At 35.3% G+C, this 21,622-nt stretch carries 27 protein-coding genes; 9 read left to right on the plus strand and 18 right to left on the minus strand.

Translation table 11 applies throughout. The features are described from left to right. Window positions 1-32: 32 nt before the first annotated feature. From NY607_RS00385 to NY607_RS00400, 4 genes are all read right to left on the minus strand, one after another. Window positions 33-410 (minus strand): hypothetical protein, encoded by a 378-nt coding sequence (locus tag NY607_RS00385; RefSeq protein WP_259418911.1) that lies wholly within the window; start codon window positions 408-410, stop codon window positions 33-35. A 157-nt stretch (window positions 411-567) separates the two neighbouring features. Then, complete coding sequence (locus tag NY607_RS00390; protein WP_066036860.1) at window positions 568-1,014, minus strand: HTH domain-containing protein; 447 nt, start codon at window positions 1,012-1,014, stop codon at window positions 568-570. Window positions 1,015-1,062: 48 nt separating this feature from the next. Then, window positions 1,063-1,401 carry a hypothetical protein gene (locus NY607_RS00395; RefSeq protein WP_257961081.1) on the minus strand — a complete coding sequence of 113 codons (339 nt, stop codon included), beginning with the start codon at window positions 1,399-1,401 and terminating at the stop codon, window positions 1,063-1,065. Window positions 1,402-1,748: 347 nt separating this feature from the next. Continuing rightward, window positions 1,749-2,645, minus strand: coding sequence for a TetR/AcrR family transcriptional regulator (locus tag NY607_RS00400; RefSeq protein ID WP_048394548.1), 897 nt, complete (start codon window positions 2,643-2,645; stop codon window positions 1,749-1,751). Window positions 2,646-2,839: 194 nt separating this feature from the next. Between NY607_RS00400 and NY607_RS00405 the strand changes: the two genes are divergently transcribed. After that, window positions 2,840-3,142, plus strand: a complete 303-nt coding sequence (locus NY607_RS00405) for a gamma-type small acid-soluble spore protein (protein ID WP_259418912.1) — start codon at window positions 2,840-2,842, stop codon at window positions 3,140-3,142. Window positions 3,143-3,289: 147 nt separating this feature from the next. Here the strand turns inward: NY607_RS00405 and NY607_RS00410 are convergent, their stop codons facing one another. Then, window positions 3,290-3,790, minus strand: coding sequence for an Rrf2 family transcriptional regulator (locus tag NY607_RS00410; RefSeq protein ID WP_259418913.1), 501 nt, complete (start codon window positions 3,788-3,790; stop codon window positions 3,290-3,292). A gap of 170 nt (window positions 3,791-3,960) precedes the next feature. Between NY607_RS00410 and NY607_RS00415 the strand changes: the two genes are divergently transcribed. Both NY607_RS00415 and NY607_RS00420 read left to right on the plus strand, forming a co-directional pair. Then, entirely contained in the window at window positions 3,961-4,602 is a 642-nt protein-coding gene (locus NY607_RS00415; protein WP_131520346.1) for an FMN-dependent NADH-azoreductase, read from the plus strand. 14 nt (window positions 4,603-4,616) lie between these two features. Continuing rightward, window positions 4,617-5,057: a carboxymuconolactone decarboxylase family protein gene (locus tag NY607_RS00420; protein WP_131520347.1), complete on the plus strand. Its 441-nt coding sequence runs from the start codon at window positions 4,617-4,619 to the stop codon at window positions 5,055-5,057. Window positions 5,058-5,666: 609 nt separating this feature from the next. Here the strand turns inward: NY607_RS00420 and NY607_RS00425 are convergent. Together NY607_RS00425 and NY607_RS00430 are read right to left on the minus strand one after the other, a co-directional pair. After that, entirely contained in the window at window positions 5,667-6,212 is a 546-nt protein-coding gene (locus tag NY607_RS00425) for a hypothetical protein (protein ID WP_259418914.1), read from the minus strand. Between the two features lie 314 nt (window positions 6,213-6,526). After that, window positions 6,527-6,874, minus strand: coding sequence for a hypothetical protein (locus NY607_RS00430; protein ID WP_237900640.1), 348 nt, complete (start codon window positions 6,872-6,874; stop codon window positions 6,527-6,529). Window positions 6,875-7,358: 484 nt separating this feature from the next. Here NY607_RS00430 and NY607_RS00435 point away from each other — a divergent pair, with 484 nt between their 5' ends. Beyond that, on the plus strand, window positions 7,359-8,861 hold the full coding sequence (locus tag NY607_RS00435; RefSeq protein ID WP_259418915.1) for an SH3 domain-containing protein: 1,503 nt from the start codon (window positions 7,359-7,361) through the stop codon (window positions 8,859-8,861). 408 nt (window positions 8,862-9,269) lie between these two features. Here the strand turns inward: NY607_RS00435 and NY607_RS00440 are convergent, their stop codons facing one another. Then, on the minus strand, window positions 9,270-9,878 hold the full coding sequence (locus tag NY607_RS00440) for a YpjP family protein (RefSeq protein ID WP_259418916.1): 609 nt from the start codon (window positions 9,876-9,878) through the stop codon (window positions 9,270-9,272). Between the two features lie 900 nt (window positions 9,879-10,778). Between NY607_RS00440 and NY607_RS00445 the strand changes: the two genes are divergently transcribed. The 3 genes from NY607_RS00445 to NY607_RS00455 are packed head-to-tail and all read left to right on the plus strand — an operon-like array spanning window position 10,779 to window position 12,522. After that, window positions 10,779-10,988 (plus strand): hypothetical protein, encoded by a 210-nt coding sequence (locus tag NY607_RS00445; RefSeq protein ID WP_016993944.1) that lies wholly within the window; start codon window positions 10,779-10,781, stop codon window positions 10,986-10,988. A gap of 12 nt (window positions 10,989-11,000) precedes the next feature. Continuing rightward, a complete protein-coding gene (locus tag NY607_RS00450) occupies window positions 11,001-11,363 on the plus strand; it encodes a spore coat protein (protein WP_048394572.1) in 363 nt (120 codons plus the stop codon). Between the two features lie 22 nt (window positions 11,364-11,385). After that, window positions 11,386-12,522, plus strand: coding sequence for a zinc-dependent alcohol dehydrogenase (locus NY607_RS00455; protein ID WP_054549299.1), 1,137 nt, complete (start codon window positions 11,386-11,388; stop codon window positions 12,520-12,522). 348 nt (window positions 12,523-12,870) lie between these two features. Here the strand turns inward: NY607_RS00455 and NY607_RS00460 are convergent, their stop codons facing one another. From NY607_RS00460 to NY607_RS00475, 4 genes are all read right to left on the minus strand, one after another. Then, complete coding sequence (locus tag NY607_RS00460; RefSeq protein ID WP_103119076.1) at window positions 12,871-13,605, minus strand: SDR family NAD(P)-dependent oxidoreductase; 735 nt, start codon at window positions 13,603-13,605, stop codon at window positions 12,871-12,873. Window positions 13,606-13,990: 385 nt separating this feature from the next. After that, window positions 13,991-14,350, minus strand: a complete 360-nt coding sequence (locus tag NY607_RS00465; RefSeq protein ID WP_054549300.1) for a DUF1304 domain-containing protein — start codon at window positions 14,348-14,350, stop codon at window positions 13,991-13,993. 67 nt (window positions 14,351-14,417) lie between these two features. Next, window positions 14,418-15,044 carry a nitroreductase family protein gene (locus NY607_RS00470; protein WP_066037868.1) on the minus strand — a complete coding sequence of 209 codons (627 nt, stop codon included), beginning with the start codon at window positions 15,042-15,044 and terminating at the stop codon, window positions 14,418-14,420. 22 nt (window positions 15,045-15,066) lie between these two features. Next, window positions 15,067-15,471 (minus strand): Ohr family peroxiredoxin, encoded by a 405-nt coding sequence (locus NY607_RS00475; RefSeq protein ID WP_004228436.1) that lies wholly within the window; start codon window positions 15,469-15,471, stop codon window positions 15,067-15,069. Window positions 15,472-15,621: 150 nt separating this feature from the next. Here NY607_RS00475 and NY607_RS00480 point away from each other — a divergent pair, with 150 nt between their 5' ends. Together NY607_RS00480 and NY607_RS00485 are read left to right on the plus strand one after the other, a co-directional pair. Further along, window positions 15,622-16,059 (plus strand): MarR family winged helix-turn-helix transcriptional regulator, encoded by a 438-nt coding sequence (locus NY607_RS00480; protein WP_054549302.1) that lies wholly within the window; start codon window positions 15,622-15,624, stop codon window positions 16,057-16,059. A 203-nt stretch (window positions 16,060-16,262) separates the two neighbouring features. Then, window positions 16,263-16,712: an SRPBCC family protein gene (locus NY607_RS00485; protein WP_048394580.1), complete on the plus strand. Its 450-nt coding sequence runs from the start codon at window positions 16,263-16,265 to the stop codon at window positions 16,710-16,712. A 59-nt stretch (window positions 16,713-16,771) separates the two neighbouring features. Here the strand turns inward: NY607_RS00485 and NY607_RS00490 are convergent, their stop codons facing one another. The 6 genes from NY607_RS00490 to NY607_RS00515 form a co-directional block, all read right to left on the minus strand. Beyond that, window positions 16,772-17,548, minus strand: a complete 777-nt coding sequence (locus NY607_RS00490) for a basic amino acid ABC transporter substrate-binding protein (protein ID WP_004228443.1) — start codon at window positions 17,546-17,548, stop codon at window positions 16,772-16,774. A 250-nt stretch (window positions 17,549-17,798) separates the two neighbouring features. Further along, a complete protein-coding gene (locus NY607_RS00495) occupies window positions 17,799-18,305 on the minus strand; it encodes a hypothetical protein (protein ID WP_227744886.1) in 507 nt (168 codons plus the stop codon). Next, complete coding sequence (locus tag NY607_RS00500) at window positions 18,305-18,784, minus strand: RNA polymerase sigma factor (RefSeq protein WP_259419187.1); 480 nt, start codon at window positions 18,782-18,784, stop codon at window positions 18,305-18,307. The genes NY607_RS00495 and NY607_RS00500 overlap by 1 nt, the downstream gene beginning before the upstream one ends. A gap of 193 nt (window positions 18,785-18,977) precedes the next feature. After that, window positions 18,978-19,772 (minus strand): nucleotidyl transferase AbiEii/AbiGii toxin family protein, encoded by a 795-nt coding sequence (locus NY607_RS00505; RefSeq protein WP_259418917.1) that lies wholly within the window; start codon window positions 19,770-19,772, stop codon window positions 18,978-18,980. Between the two features lie 493 nt (window positions 19,773-20,265). Then, complete coding sequence (locus NY607_RS00510; protein WP_259418919.1) at window positions 20,266-21,027, minus strand: ANT(4')-I family aminoglycoside nucleotidyltransferase; 762 nt, start codon at window positions 21,025-21,027, stop codon at window positions 20,266-20,268. 103 nt (window positions 21,028-21,130) lie between these two features. Continuing rightward, a complete protein-coding gene (locus NY607_RS00515) occupies window positions 21,131-21,622 on the minus strand; it encodes an immunity 22 family protein (RefSeq protein ID WP_237900626.1) in 492 nt (163 codons plus the stop codon).

The following is a 21,622-nucleotide window of genomic DNA, read 5'->3' on the forward strand; positions in this document are numbered from 1 at the left end:
TTAAAAGATTAACTTTTCGGGTTTAGAAAAAGTTATCGGTTGGGATTACGATCAATAAATTCCTCTATTTCATCGGCTAATCCGTACACAAGATAGAAATAGTGTTTCTCTGTCATGGCACCCTTTTTTCGCCATTTTTGCATTTCTTCATAATGAAATTGATAAAAATAGCCTTCTACATCTCTTCTAGCAATTCCTTTTTTCTCCGCCATCTCTGCAATCGAAAGACCTTTCCTCCACTCTTGGTCGTATTCCTGCACTGTCATGCCCAAAAATTTACTTATAGCTTCATAATCATATTTCACATGGTATACAAGAATACCTTCCTTATTTTCTTCTGCATATACGGTTGAAGAAAATGAGAAAACTACGATAAATAAAAGCACATACACTTTATTGGCACTTTTCATTTTGGAACCCCCATACTTTTTGAGGTTAATGTGTGTGGTTCTCATCATTACTATGTATGAAGGAAATCGTGGAAGTGATGAAGAATGTCAGCGAAGAAGAGAAGATTTTTTATTTATCCTTCGTGAATGATTTAGTCCAAAATACCAGGGCTTGTCATTAGTCATGTAATACAAAATGAAGCATGATACTATTCACGCAAATTTTCAATTCTACGTTCTTATCGATCGATATCTCTTGTCTAAAATCGATTAAGTCCTTTTCCTCTACATGAATCATTTTCGCGACACTAGCCGTTGAAAACATGTATTCCTTAATGAGGTCATTCAAAAGCAATGCGGCTCTTTCCCTTGCATCAAAGCCTTCAAAGCCAACACATAACATAACTATTTTTCGTTCAATCTTATCTAGCTGCTCCGTCGTGATGCTGCCCTTGTTATTCAATAAACTATCCAGCTCATTCATTGGTAAATCAAATATTTTCGCAAGTTGCTGATGATTGAAACTGAATTTTTCAGCCACTTCTTGAATTTGCTGTCTCAGGTAATCGAATCGGGAAATATCCGTGACAAAAGATACTTCTGCCCTATCCTTCCATTCTTTCACAGTAGTAACCCTCTTTTCATTCTTTTTTATGTATCAAATGAAACTATATTAAAAATGAGGACGCCAAAAAAGTGGCAGTATTAATAAAAAAACGGAAATCGTAATAAAAATGGTAGTGGTTGTAGGGGATAATTTTTGGCGATATGGACCATTATAAAATCCCGAAAACTGCAGTTTATTACGATAGAGGACAAACAATAAACTATATATAGCGATTCCCCCCAGCCACCCAGCGTAAGAACCATCAACATTTATATCAAAAGAGGTATAAATAAGCCTGGCGCCTCCCCACATCACGCATCCAATAATGGAAAAAAGGATAATAATTCTTATTAATTCTAAAAATATTTTAAATGTAATCATCCATAGTTCTCTTATTTCCTTCACCAGCTCTCTCCACCTCCACAATCTGTAAAATTATTATAACACTTCCTGAATTAGTAATTCACTTAAACCGAGAATGTATTGTCGTCTATGGTGAGCTTACTTGTTGTGTCTTAATACGGTTTCAACATGAATTGGGTAGGAATTATAGAACAAAGTATAATTGGTGGGAAATGTATACTTTTATTATTTCCGCTTTATGAAAAATGACACGATTCCACCAAGTATCGAATATTCACTGACAAAAGAGTGAAAAAACTTAATGCCCTCACTAGTATTAATAGCCAGCGAATACAAAAGAAAAAACCAACTTTATGCTAAAAAGCTGGTCTAGTTATTCAATCATTCATTTATGACTTGCTGTTTTTCATCTTCATAAAGAGCCAGAAAAGGTTGGCTATTTCTTCAGCTTCATATTTATAAATCGTTTCAGCAAAAGAAGCACGAAATGGCTGTAGCATGATCTCTAAAACACTCATGCGGGGTGTTTCTCTCTTCATTTCATCCAAAAGTAAGCTAGAGAGTTCGAGTGATTTTTGTGGAAGTTCGATTGTCGAGATTTTTTTACAAAATTTCTCTAATTTCTCTTGTATTTCTTTACTAGTAATGGACTTATAGGCTAGATCCTTTTCTAATAAAAACATTTCCTGTGGCTCTAATAGAATTTCTCCACTCTTAATCATTTCTGGCAGAAAACTTTCTACATATTTCAATGACCGAGTAACCACTTTTTTTAGATCTATCGTCATATTAGTAGCCAAATTCCAATAAAAAGATAAATATTGGAAAGTGCCAAAAAAGACGACCGCACACTCATAATAATAGTGCTTTCCTTCTTCTCCATAAATATCATAGAATCTGTTTTTTAACCAGGTGATTTCATGAAAGCGATGTTCCGCAAGAATTTCTTGCAGCTCTTCATCATGCAAAAAGGAGATTTCTCGAAATAAAGGCATTAAATTATATTTTTCTTTAATTTTTAATGTGGCGATTAATTGTTCAATTAAAACGTCTACATCATCTTTTTTCTTACCAACTAAAATTTCCTCTTTTAAAACATTTCGCTCTTGACGATTTTGCTCTAATACGGCTTTCAGGCATTCGTTTTTAGATGAAAAATAATTATAAAATGTACCTTTCGAAATATTTGCCTTATCTAAAATATCCTGAACCGATGTATGCTGATACCCTTTTTCAGTAAATAATTGTAATGTTGATTCGATAACGATTTGTTTACGATCTTTCATACATTTCTCCAATCTCTAAACACAATAACGAACTTACTACAATTATACTAGGAAAACTAGATTTCTTAAACTATGCAAATTTGATACTAGAGGTCCTCACTCTGTAGTGCCAGTCCAAATCGGTTAGGTTTTTCTAAAATGTATGGATAGTAAAAAACCTTCTGCACACACTACTTTTCAGGAGGTGATATTTAATGGCGAATAATAACAACAACCAAAATTTCAACTCAAAAATTCCTAATGCAGCTCCAAACGCAATGAATTCAATGAATGTTGAATTCGGGAACGAGACTGATGTTAATCAAATCAGACAACAAATTCAACAAGCTGAAGCTAAAAAGCAACAGGCTTCTGGTTCTATGAACGCAATGAAGTCAACGAACGTTGAATTTGGGAATGAAACTGATGTTAACCAAATCAGACAACAAATTCAACAAGCTGAAGCAAACAAAAAATTTGCTTCAGGTAAATTTGCTAACGAAAATAATTCAAAATAGCTTTCATTCAACATCCGCAGCCGGCATCCTTGCCGGTTTTTTGTTTCTCCCAATTTTGGTTAATTCCTTCAGCATAAAATTCTCGCTTTAGATTTTCATTCAGGTAAACCGAATTTACATACATCCAAAATGATTCGATTCAAGTTATCAATTTGTTTTTTTAAAAAAATTTTTTGCTTCTTCTATTTGCTCCTTTGGTAGAGTCCGCAGTAATTCTTCTTCTAACCACGCTATCGTTTTGCTTCTTAAATAATTTCGCATTTGTTCTTCCGCTTCCAGCATGACACTATTGATCGTACAGTTCGATTGACTTGAACAAGACTCACACTTTTGTTTTTTATTTTGATAAGCAAAATTTGCTTTAATATTCTTACACTGAAATATCGGATCTTCACCTTCAACAGCTCGTACAACATCCCAAAATGTAATATCTTCAGGTTTTCTATTGAGTCGATAACCCCCTTTTACACCAGATACCGAGCTAACAATGCCTTCCTTGGACAATTTCCCTAAAACTTTTGAAAGATAGGTCTCCGATAATCCTTGAAATTCTGATAAATCCTTTATTCCTATACTTTCATTTTTTGGTACATCAATTAAATAAACAAGACTGTGTAGGGCATATTCAACCATCACACTATATTTCATTATTCCACCCTCTTAAAACATTTTGCTTACCATGATAGTAACACATTTTAGCTATACATAAATGAATCAGTTTGACAAACGAAAATGAAAAGCGTATATTGTAGACAAAGTTAATCAACGATTAAATAAATCGACGATTAGTAACAACTTTATTTAACTGGAGGATTTTTATGCGTAAACTACTTGTGATAAATGCACACCCTGAAGTGGAGTCAAAGACATCTTTGAGCCTTCAAGTATTAGATCATTTTCTAGGGACATACAAAGAAAATAAACAGGATGATGAAGTAATTGAGCAAATTAATCTATATGAAGACGTTGTTCCGATGATAGATAAAATTGTTTTAAGTGGCTGGGAACATTCACGAAATGGAGATCCTTTAACACACGAAGAAAATGAAGTTTTGGAACGCATGAATGAAATTTTAGTTCAATTTAAAAGTGCTAATAAATATTTAATTGTAATGCCTTTGCATAATTTTAATATTCCTTCAAAGCTAAAGGATTATATGGATAACATTCTAATTGCGCGAGAAACATTCAAATATACGGAAAATGGTTCCGTGGGCTTATTAAATGATGGAAGGAGCATGATCATCATACAGGCAAGTGGTTCAATTTATACAAATGGCGATTGGTATACCGAAGTGGAGTATTCTTACAAATACCTTAAATCAATGTTTGCCTTTCTTGGAATAGAAGATTTTAATATTCTTCGTGTCCAAGGAACAGCCTTATTGAATACAGAAGATGTCTTGCAAAACGCACTTGATCAAGCGGATCAATTATCCGTTGAATTAGCTAATAAATAATGGAGGGATTCACAATGACACAACGTATGAATTATTATGAAATTGCACCAGATGCTATGAAGATAATGATGGAAATGGAAAAATACACGAAGAAAAGTGCTATTGAGAGAAAGCTTCGTGAGCTCATTAAAATTAGAGCTTCTCAAATTAATGGCTGTGCCTATTGCATCAACATGCACACTGCTGATGCGAAGAAAATGGGAGAGACTGAACAGCGCTTATACTGCATTAGCGCTTGGAGAGAATGTACTTTTTATTCAGATGCTGAAAAAGTAGCATTAGAATTAACGGAACATATTACGCTTATTCCAGAAAAACGCGTTCCTGATGAATTATATGAACGTGTTCGCAAGTATTTTGATGAAAAGGCTTATGTCGATTTGGTTATCTTGATTAATCAAATTAACAGTTGGAATCGAATTTCTATTGCTATGGGCAATGTTGCGGAATCATAAATGGCTGCCTTAACAGGTAGCTATTTTTCTTATAGTAGTTTGATATCAATTGGAGTCGTATTTTCATTTGTCAGTCCCCCCTATCTCCCTTTAACAAAATGTTCAAATGTTTGTTTAGGAATAAAAAAATTTCCCGGGTAAGCGCAAGAATAGACAAATTCAATCCCACATTCCTCCATCAAGCGACTGATTTCTTCCTTTTCCTTGCCTTTTGAAATACTGGCAGAAGGCAGGGGCTATAATTATTTCCTCTTAAATGTCTTCTATGACCATGCAATCTTAGAAAATTATTAGAGTATATACTTTCACTTACCTCTCTCAGTATTGTGTTTAGCAAAAAAAACACTCGTCAGATAAACGAGTGTTTTGTAATTATTATGACAACTACTTAGATGGTGTGTAGGTTTTTTAAATTCTTGCAAGTTTATTAGGATTGGGGTTGAGTGGTCTTTCACTTGTTTCTGACATACACGTATGCGATCGTGTTTATTTTGTAATGGAAATTTGTTTAGCGTATTTCCGTACGCTTTTGATAAAACTTGATAATATCAATTTACACTTTTTTTGCGTAATTCACTATACCGCACAATTACAATATATATATTTGACCTATGCAACTTTTGTTACTACCAATGCAGCATTATCATAAGTAATGACTCCAGTTGAACTTACTATGGCAACTCGTATAACATCACCTTGGTTTAACGCAATTTGGTCTGTTCTTGATACTACATCTACTTCATTCATAGCACCAGCTACAAAGGTTTGATATTCAATCTGTTTTGTTACAAGAGGAGTCCCATTTATAGAGAGACGAAAAATAATATTACTAGATGTTCCTGCTGAACTTGCTCTTAGTTCAATTGTAAACGTAACAGTATATACCCCTTGGCTATTAACAGTAATAGAATCATCAACTGTACTTGGTGTTGTTCCACTGAAAGGTCCGACTGTGTCGAAATCAACATTTGAATCAGTTGTAGGATCTCCTCCAGCTACATTATAAATTGAACCATAAGCTGGGGTAAATTGTACTGGTTCTTCTTGAGTTGGCACATTGGGACAACTAGAAACCCTATACTTGGAGAAACTTTTACAGTCTTCACACCTCTCGCAATCATTGCAAATCTTATTGAATCCATGATTATTAGACAAATGTATCCTCCCCTCTATTATTACGATTAGAATATTTTATGTTTTTTAGGTCATATTCGTTTGTACAAAAGAGATGAGTTTGCCCATTACATTTTTCCTTTTAATAAAAACTATGTCCATCCCAGTCATTTAGCTGTTTCATCAATCAGCATATTTCGCTTAACCAATACCCTTTGTACTGAAACTCAGACAAAAATGGTTTGAGTTTTTTTGTGTATGTCAATCCTTTAATTTATCAAAATATTATAGGTGTGTAACTTTTTCTCCAAGTCTCATATTTCGTTAGAAATTCAAATGGCATAAGCTAAATACTATTATTTTATGTCAACAATTATTCTCGCTACTCTATATTCACCTTCTATCTCTATCGCCATATTGCTATCAATATCATTCGTAATTTCCACAGCCCTTATTTTATATATATTCGTTCCGGTATTCAGCCTGTAACCCTCTTCGTGTTTTGAAGGTAAATCTGTTGTTTGTTCTTTTATTTCTCCGACTTTTTCTTCTAATTTATCATTTGGGATCGGTTCATTAGTAACAATATAATTATGACCATTCCAATTAAATACAGGGAAAGAAATATTGTCTTGATTTCGTTCATTGCACCCAGTTAACAGAAGGAAAGTAACTAAAAATAACAAAATTGATCTTTTTATCATATTTGTTCCTCCACCAACGAAGATGAGGGTATTAACCAAATCTTCTTTTGCATCTTTTTATTTTTTAGTATTCATATAATATTTTTTCATAAGTTCTATCAGCCTATGGATAGTTTTTATAAGTTGTTGAAAAAATTTTCCAGCAACGTTGTATTTTACTTCTTTATAATTTGTCACCATATATACGACTCCACCTACTATAATCTGCATGAATATAAAAACCCGAAGAAGCAGAATGTGCTGCACTTACTGATACAAAGCCATTTGATACACTTACTCCAAATGAAACAGAATTTTATCACTAAAATAGTATCACTATTTACAACCCTTTCACCGAAACAATATATGTTAGGCTTTTATCACTCTACCCTGTTAAATGAAAGAAACATTGAATATTACCCCTATCCCAAATATTGGGTTTATGATAACATATATCTGAATCTTTTAACTTTGGAAAATATGAAAGGAAGTGTAATAACCAGATATGAAAAAGATATTGAAACCATTGATTAGTGGTATTGTCATTGGTGCCCTCTCTCTAACTATAAATATAGATAAAAATGTATTAGCTAATGATATTGCAAATACATGTAAGTATGATTCGGCATCGAAGGTCAACCCTGATTATTCCACAATGAACTGTTTGTTAACCGAAACAGCACTGAGTTATAATGTTCCTCCTGAAATTGTGAAGGCAATAGCGGAAGGTGAAAGTGGAAATTGGCGTCATTTCGATATGAATGGTAAAGCGATTGTGACAGCTGATAATGGAATTGGCATTATGCAAATTACCAATCAAGCTGACTACAATCAAGATAGACTAAAAAGCGATATTGTCTATAATATTCGAGCTGGTGTGGAGACTCTAGATGATATGTTTAAGCGGAAGGATTTGCCTAGCATCAACGGTGGGAAAAGAGATATATTGGAACATTGGTACTTCGCTATCATGGCTTATAACGGTACTAAGCCGGTAAATAGTCCATTTGTCCAAGCAACTGGGGAAAGAAATGCAAATGCCTATCAAGAAAAAATTCTCCAAATTATTGAGAGATTAGAATTAATAGACTTAACAGAGCTGCCTTTTACACGCGAACATTTTCAATATGACTCTAACAGCAGGGAAAATATTAAATTTTCAGCGATGAACTATGATTTTGATTTACCTTTAACAAAATCAAAGTACTTTTTTAAAGCAAATCAAAAAGTTAGTGCAACAACTAATGTAACAGTTAGGACAAGACCTACTACGGATAGTCCTTCTATGGGTACTTTACGTACAGGCGAAATTGTTACCATTACGGGTCCTTTTGAATATGAAGCCGTATCAACGAAGAAAAACCATTTTGTTTGGTATCCTGTGAAAAGAAATGACGGGACAGAGGGGTATGTAGCATCAAGTTATTTAAACTACTCAGCATCAACACCTACAACTCCTACAACTCCAGTAGGTAGTATAGATGTATCAAAGTTCGCTGATTACAAGGCAGACCAGTACTGGGCAGAGGATTTTCAATGGGCAGTAAACAAAGGACTTATCAGCGGTTATCCAAACGTATACAACCCTGCAACAAAGAAATACGAAAACTTACTGAAACCAAACACGAATTTAACAGAAAATCAGATGTTATCTGTACTTTTCCGTTACTTTAAGTCTGATGAATTAGCTTCAACAAAACCTAGTTCTTCATGGAGTGCAGATGTAAACTATCAACTAGCAAGTAAGTACGCTCTACCAACGCTTGGTGGTATATCAGCGTCTAAACAGGTATATGCAGTCAAAGACATCACACGTGGTAATTTTGCTCGTATCCTAGCATCTATGCATTATGGAAAAACAGTATCTCAGCCAGAAGCCATCCAGTTTCTACGTGACTTCGACTTAACAACTACTAAAACGGATGCAGAGTTTAAACCAAATGATTCTCTAACAAGAGCGCACGCTGTGGCATTCTTCCACCGTTATGAGCAAATATTCAATAAATAAATTGCTATCTATAAGTGAAAAGGTGACTATAAAAGTCACCTTTCTTTTATATGGTTCTCTAAATGGTGCTATAAAGCCCTAAGTGGAGTTACGGGAGAGGCTGTGAAAGCATAACAAAGGGACTTGCATATCGGGTAATCAATCATAAACACAAGTCCTATTCATATTGTTGGAAAGCACCTTCAATCGAGAGTGCTCAATGTAGCTATTGATATCAGCTATCGCTACAATTCAATTGATAAATCTAAGAAAATCAAAAACTTGAGAATTTGGGGTACTTTTTAGGGTACATGCTTTCCCCTACCTCCCCCACTCTGAAAAATTAAAAGTTATAACTCAATGACTTTTTACAAACGCTGAGATATTCACAAAAAAACACTCGTCATGTAAACGAGTGTTTCGTACTTATTATGACAACCACTTAGGTGGTGTGTTTTTTTCCCAATAGATATCGCCCAGGTTGTTATGTGCCATGAAGTTGTCCTCGACACTGTGGTAATGGAAGTTGTAGTAGTAGCCTTCCTGCGGTCTTTTTTCTGTGCGCACATGGAAACGAATTAAATCTGTGCCTGTTTCATTGTTGATGACATTGAAAATTTTCTCACCGTAATTACCACTTGGCCTTTCAGAGATGGTTAAAGATGCAGCAGTTTGATCATCAAGATTAGCCACTGTCATTGCCATGGCTTCCTCCATTTTAGGGAAGATGATGCTGTCGAATTCATTGCTAATTTTTGGACCAATTTTTGTGCCAAATTTTATGTACGATTGTTCTCTAGCTGCATCCACCAGTAAGGCATTATAATCAATCGCTTCCTCTTGTATCTGTAGCTGCTCTTCACTGCTGTCATCATGCTCAGCCGCTAAAGCAGTGCTTGTCCCTGATGAAGGGCCGATAGATGCACGGTTCGAGGGATTTTGATCAAATGCTTCCCAAATCTCATGTGTAGGCGTTATTAAACCAAATGTTAAAAACGCAACCATGATGACTATACTTTTCTTAACCCACGTTTTCATTTATTGTCACCTACTCTTTATGTACAAATTGGTAATTCTCCTATTATTATATACGTTCTCGCCATTAAAAGGTTTCATATTTCTATAATTCATTGTACAATATTTATGAATAATGTGTCGTTTTTTTAAAGGAGGTACAAAGCATGAGCATCGCAATGGGTATTGGTCTTTTATTAATGTTAGGTTACTTATCATCTTTATGTTTCACGGACTAATTTTTATATTTTGTAATATGTACCCTACAAAGCCCTAAAAGCCTGTTATATGCAGCTTTTGGGGTTTTTTATTTTTCTTTACATTACAATGTATAGTAATGCATGCACACAGTTGGCTTGTTGGGAATAATATAATGTTAATAATTCTTGGCGGCGTGTTAAGCAAATTTATGGTTGCATTCAAAAGATGATGAACCATTGAAGCTCAAAGCGTTATATCCAGAGTTATTGGGCTTGTTTGTTGTCTTGAAGTTTACCAAAGTAGAAGATATTAAAAAACAAATGAAATAGTATAAAAAATAAGGACCTGACAGCTATAGAGACTGAAGGTCCTTTTTTATATCCAATTTTATATAAATTTATCTAAAAAAAGCGTTGCTCCCTTCTTCCATTAAATGACCCATTTATGAAAAAAAGAAGCTTCCCTTATTTCAGAAAAGCGCCCTTTAGGATACATCCCGCATTTTCTTTAGACAAAGAGAAAAACGCCTAAAACCAATTTTCATAAGGTTTCAAGCACATAGGTAATGTAAAAAATGGGTTGAGTGAAAAGAATGGAGGAAATTCAACTTTAAATCAGATTCTAGCTATCAATATAGTCTTAGATTTAATCCAATTCGAATTTGCATAAATAGACTTGCTACAGGGAAGACTTTTTAAAGAAAATTATGGAGGTGCGAATTACGTGTTTGAGAAAAAATTAGCACTTCATGAAACCATGGAATTTCATGAAGTCATTAACTTTATGACAACTAGTTTACTTAAATCGAAGCTGAGTCAAGGTGTGGTCTTTGATGATGATTTAAGAGCGTTATTGGACAAAAATGTAAAATTATCTACCCCGGCACTCACTGCTATGGTTAAGCTCTACTCAAAATCGGAATTGGAATATTAGGAGGACAATTGTATGCAAGACTATTTAGATCCTATAAATTCAGTTGGAATGCCTGAACTAACTGATTCGGGGATTGCTCTTGAGTTTTTACTTACAACCAAAACGGGTATTCGTAATCTTTCAATTGCCTTAACAGAAACAGCTTCTCCTGCTCTTCAGAAAATCTTGAGAACTCAGCTGGATGTGATGGTCGATTTATATTTCGAAATTTCTGAACTGATGGTAAAAAAAGAATGGCTGAAACCTTATGATCTTGCAGGTCAAAAGGAACTGGATATTAAATCAGCAGAAAATGCGATTAGTATTGCCCAGTTGGATTTATTCCCTAAAGATATGAATCGAAAAGGAATGTTCCCTACCCCACCGAAAAAATAAACGAAAATGAGGGATTTTTTTAATGAAAGCTGTCACTTTTCAAGGTGTAAAAAATGTTGAGGTTAAAGAAGTACAAGACCCTAAAATAAAAAAAGCCGATGATATTATTGTTCGTTTAACCACTACTGCCATTTGCGGGTCAGACTTGCATTTGATTCATGGTATGATTCCGAATCTTGGACAAGATTATGTCATTGGTCATGAACCAATGGGTATTGTAGAAGAAGTTGGAAAAGATGTGACGAAGGTTAAAAAGGGTGACCGGATTGTCATTCCTTTTAATATTGCATGCGGGGAATGCTGGTACTGCAATCATGATCTGGAAAGTCAATGTGATAATGCAAACGATAATGGCGAAATGGGTGCCTACTTTGGTTATTCAGACACAACAGGCGGTTTTCCAGGAGGACAGGCAGAGTTTATGCGAGTGCCCTATGGTAATTTTATCCCTTTCAAAATTCCAGAGAAATCAGAAGTTCCTGATGAAAGTCTTGTTCTCCTTGCTGATGCCGCATCTACTGCTTTTTGGAGTGTAGATAATGCTGGTGTAAAGAAAGGAGATACTGTTATTATTCTTGGCTGCGGACCTGTTGGACTGCTAGCACAAAAATTTGCTTGGCTGAAAGGAGCAGAAAGAGTAATCGCAGTTGACTACATCGGGTATCGTCTTAAACATGCAAAGAAGACAAATAACGTGGAAATCGTTAATTTTGAAGACCATGAAAATTGTGGTGAATACTTGAAAGAGATTACCAAGGGCGGTGCAGACGTTGTCATTGATTGCGTAGGGATGAGCGGAAAAATGACACCTCTAGAATTTCTTGCAAGTGGGGTAAAACTTCAAGGTGGTGCTATGGGAGCCCTTGTCACAGCCAGTCAAGCGGTACGTAAAGGAGGAACAATCCAAATTACCGGTGTATACGGCGGTCGATACAACGCCTTCCCACTTGGAGATATATTCCAACGCAATGTAGCGATTCGTACTGGACAGGCTCCAGTTGTTCATATCATGCCCCATGTCTATAACTTAATGGCTGAAGGAAAAGTGAATGTCGGTGATATCATTACACATGTACTCCCCCTTGAAAAAGCAAAACATGCTTATGAAATATTCGATACAAAGCAAGAAGGTTGCATTAAAGTGGTTTTAAAACCCTAATATAGAAGTTTTCAGGTACTTTTGTCTCTGCATTGCAAAAGTACCTTTTTCATTGACCTAGGGGTACATATTTATATGTATTACATCTGAAAGTGATTCTTCAAAATGGCATTAATATTTGAGCACCAAGCCTCTTAGACTGGCGAACTACATTTTGATCAACAGAACTAACCCCTCCCTAACCAAAAATCATTATGTAACGATTCCTTTCATTGAACAACTTCTAATGAACAACTCAACATCCCATTTGTTTTATTTCCATGAGGAAAGACGCTTTCCTTATTTGAGAAAAGCAAAAATTTCTGAGTAAATAATTAGTTTGGCAAAACAGTTGAATAAGTTTTTGAACTACCTTAGATATCCACCATTATTAATATCAAATGTCGCACCTGTGTAATGCTTTGATCTATCTGACAAGAGGAAAATAACAGTATCAGCAACATCTTCAGGCATTACAGGTGTATCGATAAGCTGATGATTTAAATATTCCTCTTTTCTCCAAATAGGTATTGCATCCATCATAGGAGTGTTTACCATTGTAGGGGCAATGGCATTAACTCTGATGTATGGTGAGAAATTCACTGCACAGCTTTTAGTTAATCCCAATATAGCAGCTTTTGAGAGTCCATATATTGCATCTGAACTGCCTTCCATACCTGATACAGAAGACATATTCACGATGACTCCTGTACGTTCGCTCTGAAGTAGATATTTCCCGAACATTTGAGAAAAATAAATACATCCCTTTAAGTTTATATCTATTACTTTATCAATTTCCTCGGTTTGATAATCCAGTATATTCTTACCCAAATAAATCCCTGCATTATTAACTAAACTATCTACATCACAATGTTCTCTTTCCAAATTTCCAAAAAAATTGACTACTTCTTCATAAATACTTACATCTAATTGATATGTATACAAATCTGAGGGGACATTCATTGATTGTTTTAATTCCCTTAAGGCGTCTTCATTAATATCACAAGCAAGTACTGAAGCACCTTCATCTAAACATTGTTTAACAATTTCTTTTCCTATACCAGAAGCTGCACCTGTTACTATTACTTTTCTATTTTTAAGCATCATCTATTTTACCCCTTTATTAAAAAGTTAGGATGTTATGAAAAACTCTACCTAAATTCTATCTTTGGCGCAAGAAGAACATTGTTTAACCTCTCTTTATAAAAGACCTGTTTTTTTAACTTATTACAAATTTGATTGATTTGTTGTCTTGGTTTAATATCCAATTTTTCAGAGAGACAATCATCACAATATATATCTTTTTGACTGTTAATAAAGTTTTGGGCAATCTGGATATTAGACGTAAGCTAATTATCTCCTTAAAAAGAAATCTTTGCTCACAACTATATAAGCCTTCCACTATACTTCCATTAGAACAGAGATAATGTATAATGTCTGTTGTTGAGTTTACATTAACTTCAATCTTTTTATTATTGTAGAGATTCCTTTAGAAAAATAAACTAATAAGTGCTAAAATAGCAGGTCCACCTTGTTTTAATAGAATCGATTTAGAGCTTGTTAAGCTACCATACAAAGCGACAATGAATACAAAGATTAAAAAAATGGCAACAATTTCAGTTTGCTGATGTGACAAAAATAATCCATACAATAAGGCGATCGCAATCAGACCATTATAAACGCCTTGATTTTTGAAAAGAACTTGAACATTTGCATTTTCTAACGCTTCTTCAGAAAGACTAAATGTTTTTGCTGTTCTTTTAGAAGTAGTTGCAAACGTTTCTAAATACATAATATACAAATGCTCTGCTGCTACGACTAAGCTTAAAATAAAAGTTAATGAAGACATCCTATTCCCTCCTAAAAAATCTTTAAAAAAGCAATGTCCTCAAGTGTATCAAGGACATTGCTTGAAACTATTTATTAAAACGAACAATGCGGTCGATTGGTAGGCGTGAAGAACCATATGCTGGGGCTGCCGCTTCACCAATGGCTAATAATAAAATAGGAATTTCATTTGCTGGTAATTCCATGTATTCAGCGAATTTTGCTTTATCAAATCCACCCATCGGAACGGTATCATAGCCCATTTCCTTCGCTAATAGCATGATTTGCATCGATACTAAGCCAGCATCAAAGTGTACGATATTTTCTAATGTTTTTGTTGGTGCTGAACCATACATTGTCAGCGCATCTTGTGCAAGCTTATTAGCAATTGGTTCTGGCATATAGCCCAGCTCCACGTTTTTTGCATAGATTTCCTCAGCATTTACATACATCTCTATATCACCAATGACAGCAATAATGGCAGAGGCTGTTTCGATTTGCTCTTGATTAAATGAAAAGAAGTTGATATTCTTCTGAATTTCCTTATCATCAATGACAAGAAAGCGCCATGGCTGCATATTACTTGAAGAAGGTGCTGAAGTAGCATCCTGCAACAGCTGCATGATGGTTTCACGCGGAATTTTAGTCTCTGCATTGTATTTACGAACAGATTTACGCATTTGCATAATTTGTTTTAATGGTGTAGTTGATAACATGTAGTTTCCCTCTTTTCACAATTTAAACTGCTTTTATTGTTACATTAATATTGCCCATTGTTGCTTTTGAATATGGGCATACCGTATGTGTGACCTCTAATAATTCCTGTGCTTCCTCCACTGCTAGTCCTTCAATATGCCCTTCGATTTCCACTGCAAGCACATAGTCAAAAGAAGCTTGCTCCATTAATTTCACTGTTACTTTAATGGTTGATGCATTTTTTAGTTTCTTTTGGCGTTTGATTAAATCTAATGCACTATTAAAGCAAGCACTATAGCCAGCCGCAAATAATTGTTCTGGGTTTGTAACATCCGCTAATTTGGAGCCTGGTGGTGCAATTTTTAACGATAAAGATTGATCTTCTGCATAGGATGTGCCACTACGGCCACCTTCATTAATCATTGTAGTTGCGTATAATTCTTTCATAACTGAAAACCCCTTATCTTTTGTTATTAATTAAATTGTGTACAATCTAATTTTTACAAATTGAATTGTACACAATTTAATTGCGTTTGACAAGTAGGAACTTTATTTTTAATATAAATGGTAGTAGAAGAACTTTAAGAGGGGATTTTTATGCCTAATCATTTAGATAACCAGCTGTGCTTTCTTTTGTATGCAACATCAAAGGAAATCACTCGGCAATATACATTATTATTGAAGCCTTACGATCTTACTTATACAGGCTATATCACTTTATTAGCTTTAGAGGAAAACGAACAGATAACGGTGAAAGAATTGGGCCAACGTTTATTTTTAGATTCAGGAACATTAACACCGTTGTTAAAAAAATTAGAGGCAAAGAATTACATTTGTCGTGAACGTTCTAAGGAAGACGAACGATTAATGAAAATATATTTAACCAAGGAAGGCGTAGATGTAAGAAGGAAACTACCTGAAGTGTCCCGCCAAGTGATGAAGCAATCGAATATCTCAGAGCAGCAATTTGTACAACTGAAAAATGTACTTCAAGATATCGTTTATAACGATTGGAAAATAAAAGATGAAAACTAACGCATAGCTCTTCCATTAATAGGATGAATATGTAAATAAGAAGGATTGGAGCTACATTGGCTTCAATCTTTTTTGTTTTTCTCTCCCTTATCTCCTCAAATGTTAATAATCATGTGGCTACCGTTAAAATTTAGTATACTTACATTTATTAATTAGTTTAATTTACAGCATAGATAAGTAATTTTGAAAGTAGAGGTGTTTGGATGAAAACATGGACAAAGACTATAAACATAAATGCCCCCATCGAAAACGTTTGGAAATTACTTGATGGCTCTTTAGCTGACATGCAGAAGATTATGCCACAGGTAATTGAAAACAAGCCTGTAAAAGTAACAGAAGAAGGGGTTGGCAGTATTTATCGCCAAAAATATAAAGAAGGAAAACGTATCGAAACGTATGATGTAGAAACATTGGAATATTCGAATACACCTGATAAAAAAATATTGAAAGTAGGCTTTGTACTCGCTAATTTGTTTGAAATTACGGCTTACTATGAATTAAATAAAATAAATGAAACAGAGACTTCCTTTACTTATTCCGTAACAAATAATGCGTTAAAATGGTTCGTCAAATTATTTTTATTGTTTGCATCGGACAAAGTAGTCGTACAATTTTTAGAACGGGTCAAAACAGTTGCTGAAGCACAAGACTAGCACCTAAAAAATAAACCGTAGAACTCCCCTTGAGGTGAGCTTCTACGGTTTATTTTTTACTAAAAGTCTGAACCTGTAATTTCTTTTAACTTACCGTTTTCTTTAATCTTTTTAAGGCCTTCATTTAACTTATCTAAAAGCTCTTTGTTCCCCTTTTGAACCATGAAACCATAGTATTCTTTTTCGAAGGAATCATCTTTAATTACTTTGATTTTGTCATTTGGATGTGCCTTGATATATTCATAAACAACTGAATTATCTCCAATCGCCGCTTCTACGTTGCCATTCAGCATCTCTTGAATAGCAATTGGTTGATTTTCGAAAGCAAAAATGTTGGGACTAGATTCACCCTGTAGCTTTTTGGCAGCCATATGACCAGTTGCATTAATTTGTACAGAAATCTTTTTATCTTTTAATTCATCCAATGATTGGATCTTTGAATCTTCCTTCACCACGATTAATAATTGAGATTCGTAGTACGGCTCAGTAAAATCAAATGTTTCCTTACGCTCGTCCGTAATTGTAATCCCTGCACCACCAATATCTGTTTCACCATTTTTAATTGTTTGGAATACAGGCTCCCAACCAATACTTTCCCACTTCACTTCAAAATCCATTTCATCCGCGATTGCTTGAAGTACATCCACATCAATCCCTACAATATTCCCTTTATCATCAAGAGATACGATAGGTGCAAATGTAGCCTCAGTACCTACCTTATAAACTTTTTTACTATCTCCATCACCTGATGATGTATTGTCTTTCGAGCCGCAACCCGCTAAAACTAGCGTGAAAGCTGCCATAATTGTAAGCAACACCATTAAATTTCTTTTCATAGCCCATCCCCCTAGTATGATATTTTTTCCATAATGCGTATTATTTTTCGCAATTCGGAAATGTGAGACTATTACGTAAATTATAGTGACAATATTCTCTTTAGACAATACTTTTTTGTATAAAAATAATCATTTCTTTATAAATAGTATTATTCAATCTCGTTTTTAGGATAAAAAGGAATAAATAGTTAACCAGAAGCTATAAAAAAAGAATTTCCCCTCGGAAATTCTTTTTTGCGCATCTAAATCTTTATCGTATTGGATGTTCAAAATTCCAATTTGTATAAATGGCAGCAGCCTGAACTGGGTTTGAGGAGGTATCTTCTGTATAGCCACCAATTAAATTACCTACTCTAAAAGTAGGCTCAAATAGCTGTTCCTCCTTAGGTGGTGCTGTCGGTCCATCTATTCCTATTTTGGTTTTATCTGTCACGACTACTTCCATACCGTTATCCAATGTAAAGCTCAGCCCATCTTCTCCAACTTCCGTAATGGTCCCTTCGATATTTACTAGCGCACTTGCTGCAGGAGCTGAATGGTCCGCAACAATTCTCTCCGTCAAATCAATTGGTGTATCATGATTGATATTTACCATAGCAAGGACAGCAATCACTGCACAGGCTACTAAGCTTCCAACACTAATTCTTACTTTTTTCATAAAGGACCTCTTTTCATATTTCATCATCTCTTCCTGCATCTTACGCTTAAATTCCTCAGAAGCATGAATCTGCTTCATCACATTCTTATAAGCATTCATCATACTTTGCTCCCCTCTTCTAGAATCGTTTTCAGCTTCATTCGTGCCCTTCTGAGCTTTGAGCCTACTGTATTTACGTTGATCTCTAATAACTCAGCCATTTCTGCAGTTGTATAGCCCTCGTAATAATGTAAATAAACAATGACTCTCTCTTCTGAAGGAAGCTCAAAAATTTCAGTAAGAACCATCTGCTCCTCTTTTGCAATAAAGGCCATTTCGTCTGTAATGGGTACCGTCTTCTTCACACGTGAGGACTTAAAATAATCCTTGCACTTATTAAATGTCACCTTTATAAGCCAAGCCTTTAAATGTGCTTCATGAGCGAAGGGCTTGTTCTGCCTCATCAGTGTCATATAAACCTCCTGCACAATGTCCTCCGCCTCAGCCATATTATTGGTCTGTTGCACAGCAATTCGTATGAGGGTGTCACTATATGTTTGAACAATTTCTTGCACACTTAAGCCAGCAAACTTTATCATATTTTTCACCTAACCTCCTTCATGACATAATACGATTCAACTTTATCTATTCGTGCAACAGATACACTTTAGCTACATTTTAATAAAAAGAAGAAACCATTCATGAGACATACAAATGTATCCCCCTAATAAATTACTGAATAATAGCCATGCAAAAACCCGCAAACCGTAGATGATTTGCGGGTCCCTCTCTTCATTGCCAAGCTCGATTGTTCCATTGCTTGAAAAATTCGTCCTCAGCCAAAATAGCTTCATAAATAGGGATAAAGAATTGTTTCAGAATCCCTGTCATCTCGAGTGTAGAAGTTAGCTCGATTGTAAAATGATGACGATCAAATAAGTCCACAATATACGTCTGCAATCTTCGTCCTTCAATAGTTTGCGTTTGTAGCAATTGTTGTACTTCATTTATTGTTTTTTCAGTCTTTTCTAATGCTGGGTACTGGTAAATTTTAATAAATTTTTGTGCCAGTACGAATTCTGTTGGATATGTATAAACTACCGCAGCCTTATTGTCTAGCAAGCTCGGAAAATTAATGGCCTTTGGTGTTATTCGCATGTTTTCTTTAAAGGTAATCCAAACTTCTATGTATACAGTCATTTTGCCCAATGTAGCTGGTATGCTTAATTGAATATTGTCACTCGATACAGACGATTCGATCCGCTGTGCATCCCATTCAATGCCATCCGCTGGTATTGCTAGTGAGCAAATTTCTTTAAAGGCCTGTTTCACTATATCGTGTTGATGAACGCTTGCTTGAGCTGTCAGCGTGACTTCATTGGAAGGCTTCACCAATCCATTTGTTAAAGCAAATAATAGTAGATCCCCATCTAGATAAAATTGATCTTCATAGGAGGATACGGATAGGCGATAAAGCAGTCTTTCTTGGCAATAGCGTGATACTAGCTGATCCATATTGTCTTGCCGTGTAGCCATTTCTTCTAATTGTGTCACGACATTCGTCGATAGTGTGTCGATATTTCCCATTGACATCCCTCACCTTTTTGATTTTTCTGATTTCTTTAGGCAGAATTTAGATTTTTACTAAAATTCATGCTTTTATTATCACTTATTTATGGAAGAGAGTAAACGGTAATGTATACCAAAAAGGCCTGTCATGGTTGGACATGACTGGCCTTAAAATTAGACAAGGGGCAGCCTCGCTGTTGCGAAACTACCCCTTTAGTATTATAGGTAACATTCTCGTAAATTGTAAAAGTCTCAACCCAATCGTCTGGGGAATATTATCTTGAAACCAAATCGTTTCATCACCGCGGTAAAATTCCACTGTGTGCCTTCTAACTTAAGCAACGCAAACCCTACCATCTTTTGCGTCCTTGCAGCCCCAAAGCATGCGCCAGTGTGAATAAGTATCTACAAAAACAAAAAGCAGAATGCCAGATTACGGAAATATGCTACCTAAAATAGCACGTGTTCTATTATAGCACCTTATACTATAAAAGTAAAGGTCTATAAAAATTTACCAAGGAATCTCCTTAGAGCATTTAATCTGATAACCCTTTTCAGCTGTCCATTGGAGAAGTGTTTGCCAAAAGTTTTCACAGGCAGCTATGATTTGCTGAGGATTCGTTAGATTGCCTGTCATGACCATTTCAGCTAATGCTTTTAACCCGTGTGGCTGATCATCCATCGCTAAAACCTCAGGTAATACTTGTGCAGATGTTGTATAGCACTGCTTATGGTGTAATCCTACTATCATGGCACCTGTCACCGCTATTTTCATCGCCAGTATCGGCAAAAATGTGGTGGGACCCTGAACAGCTATGTTCCTTAATTTCCCCATGTATTCATACATTTCTTCTACAATGGTTTTGCAAATTGCTTCCTTAAATCGGGCATTCTCCACAGTGGCCGCTTTGTCTTTGAGTTCTAGAAAAAAGCCAGAAGGATCGTAAAGTGGCTGTAAATCGACAAACTTCCCATTTGTTAATGGCCAATCTTCCTCAACCGTTATTGCTTCTTCGATAATCACTTCTGCCTGATCGAAATTAACCTCTGCCTTCCAATCTCCTGCTGTCCATTCATAGCTATAGCTGTGCTCTAATTCATGACAGATACACTTAAGCTCAATGTCAGAAAACGGACCATCCGTTTTTCTAGCCAACGAGCCATAAATACCAATTGCTCGAACATTTCCTCCATATTTTGCGAGAACTTGTTGCGCAATCGAATGGGCAATCTGCCTGCGTTCATCACTTGTCTTTTTTCTTGGTCCAATCATTTACATCGCTCCTTTTATAAGTAAGATCGTTGTTATTGAACCAAGGTGGACCACGGGCTTAACGAGGAATTTTTGCTGGTAACATCATCAAAACCTCCTTTCATCACATTTCCTGTAATTTAATAGAGCATACAAAATCGATATGAAACGCTTCATGGCTTACAGATTGAATGTGACCCTCATATTTCATGTCATATAGTAAAATTATTGCATTATAAGCTTTCTGTAGTTCATTGCCCATTTTGGCTAGCACTTGATGTTTAAATTGCTGCGAATAGGAAAATTCATCACAAAGTAGTTGCTTAAGTTGATTTGAAGCTGCTTCGTAAAATAGTGCTTCACAAAAATCCTCGTCGAAGGTTAAGCCGAAATCGTATTCAAATTGATTGTAGAATTCATCATAAAGTGCTTTAAACTCTTCCTCACAAGTACGGTGCTGATTTTCTGGTAAAAAAAGCTTTGCTAATTTTTGTGAAAAGGCTTCGTCCGTTTCATCTTCTCCCTGATAGACAGTGGCAAGATATGTATGTAACTGTTCTTCGCTTGTAAAATGACCAGCCCATATGGAAACATAGCCATTTTGTTCATCATCCAT

Source organism: Lysinibacillus sp. A4, from assembly GCF_024919535.1.
Lineage (GTDB): Bacteria > Bacillota > Bacilli > Bacillales_A > Planococcaceae > Lysinibacillus > Lysinibacillus capsici.

Bases quoted from the DNA above. Each gene is read 5' to 3' on its own strand.
- NY607_RS00440 (WP_259418916.1), bottom strand. From the start codon at position 9,878: ATGAAAACGTGGGTTAAGAAAAGTATAGTCATCATGGTTGCGTTTTTA.
- NY607_RS00410 (WP_259418913.1), bottom strand. From the start codon at position 3,790: ATGAAATATAGTGTGATGGTTGAATATGCCCTACACAGTCTTGTTTAT.
- NY607_RS00455 (WP_054549299.1), top strand. From the start codon at position 11,386: ATGAAAGCTGTCACTTTTCAAGGTGTAAAAAATGTTGAGGTTAAAGAA.
- NY607_RS00505 (WP_259418917.1), bottom strand. From the start codon at position 19,772: ATGGGAAATATCGACACACTATCGACGAATGTCGTGACACAATTAGAA.
- NY607_RS00500 (WP_259419187.1), bottom strand. From the start codon at position 18,784: ATGATAAAGTTTGCTGGCTTAAGTGTGCAAGAAATTGTTCAAACATAT.
- NY607_RS00405 (WP_259418912.1), top strand. From the start codon at position 2,840: ATGGCGAATAATAACAACAACCAAAATTTCAACTCAAAAATTCCTAAT.
- NY607_RS00400 (WP_048394548.1), bottom strand. From the start codon at position 2,645: ATGAAAGATCGTAAACAAATCGTTATCGAATCAACATTACAATTATTT.
- NY607_RS00480 (WP_054549302.1), top strand. From the start codon at position 15,622: ATGCCTAATCATTTAGATAACCAGCTGTGCTTTCTTTTGTATGCAACA.
- NY607_RS00415 (WP_131520346.1), top strand. From the start codon at position 3,961: ATGCGTAAACTACTTGTGATAAATGCACACCCTGAAGTGGAGTCAAAG.
- NY607_RS00470 (WP_066037868.1), bottom strand. From the start codon at position 15,044: ATGTTATCAACTACACCATTAAAACAAATTATGCAAATGCGTAAATCT.
- NY607_RS00510 (WP_259418919.1), bottom strand. From the start codon at position 21,027: ATGATTGGACCAAGAAAAAAGACAAGTGATGAACGCAGGCAGATTGCC.
- NY607_RS00450 (WP_048394572.1), top strand. From the start codon at position 11,001: ATGCAAGACTATTTAGATCCTATAAATTCAGTTGGAATGCCTGAACTA.
- NY607_RS00385 (WP_259418911.1), bottom strand. From the start codon at position 410: ATGAAAAGTGCCAATAAAGTGTATGTGCTTTTATTTATCGTAGTTTTC.
- NY607_RS00460 (WP_103119076.1), bottom strand. From the start codon at position 13,605: ATGCTTAAAAATAGAAAAGTAATAGTAACAGGTGCAGCTTCTGGTATA.
- NY607_RS00495 (WP_227744886.1), bottom strand. From the start codon at position 18,305: ATGAATGCTTATAAGAATGTGATGAAGCAGATTCATGCTTCTGAGGAA.
- NY607_RS00465 (WP_054549300.1), bottom strand. From the start codon at position 14,350: ATGTCTTCATTAACTTTTATTTTAAGCTTAGTCGTAGCAGCAGAGCAT.
- NY607_RS00435 (WP_259418915.1), top strand. From the start codon at position 7,359: ATGAAAAAGATATTGAAACCATTGATTAGTGGTATTGTCATTGGTGCC.
- NY607_RS00515 (WP_237900626.1), bottom strand. From the start codon at position 21,622: ATGGATGATGAACAAAATGGCTATGTTTCCATATGGGCTGGTCATTTT.
- NY607_RS00490 (WP_004228443.1), bottom strand. From the start codon at position 17,548: ATGAAAAGAAATTTAATGGTGTTGCTTACAATTATGGCAGCTTTCACG.
- NY607_RS00485 (WP_048394580.1), top strand. From the start codon at position 16,263: ATGAAAACATGGACAAAGACTATAAACATAAATGCCCCCATCGAAAAC.
- NY607_RS00430 (WP_237900640.1), bottom strand. From the start codon at position 6,874: ATGATAAAAAGATCAATTTTGTTATTTTTAGTTACTTTCCTTCTGTTA.
- NY607_RS00420 (WP_131520347.1), top strand. From the start codon at position 4,617: ATGACACAACGTATGAATTATTATGAAATTGCACCAGATGCTATGAAG.
- NY607_RS00475 (WP_004228436.1), bottom strand. From the start codon at position 15,471: ATGAAAGAATTATACGCAACTACAATGATTAATGAAGGTGGCCGTAGT.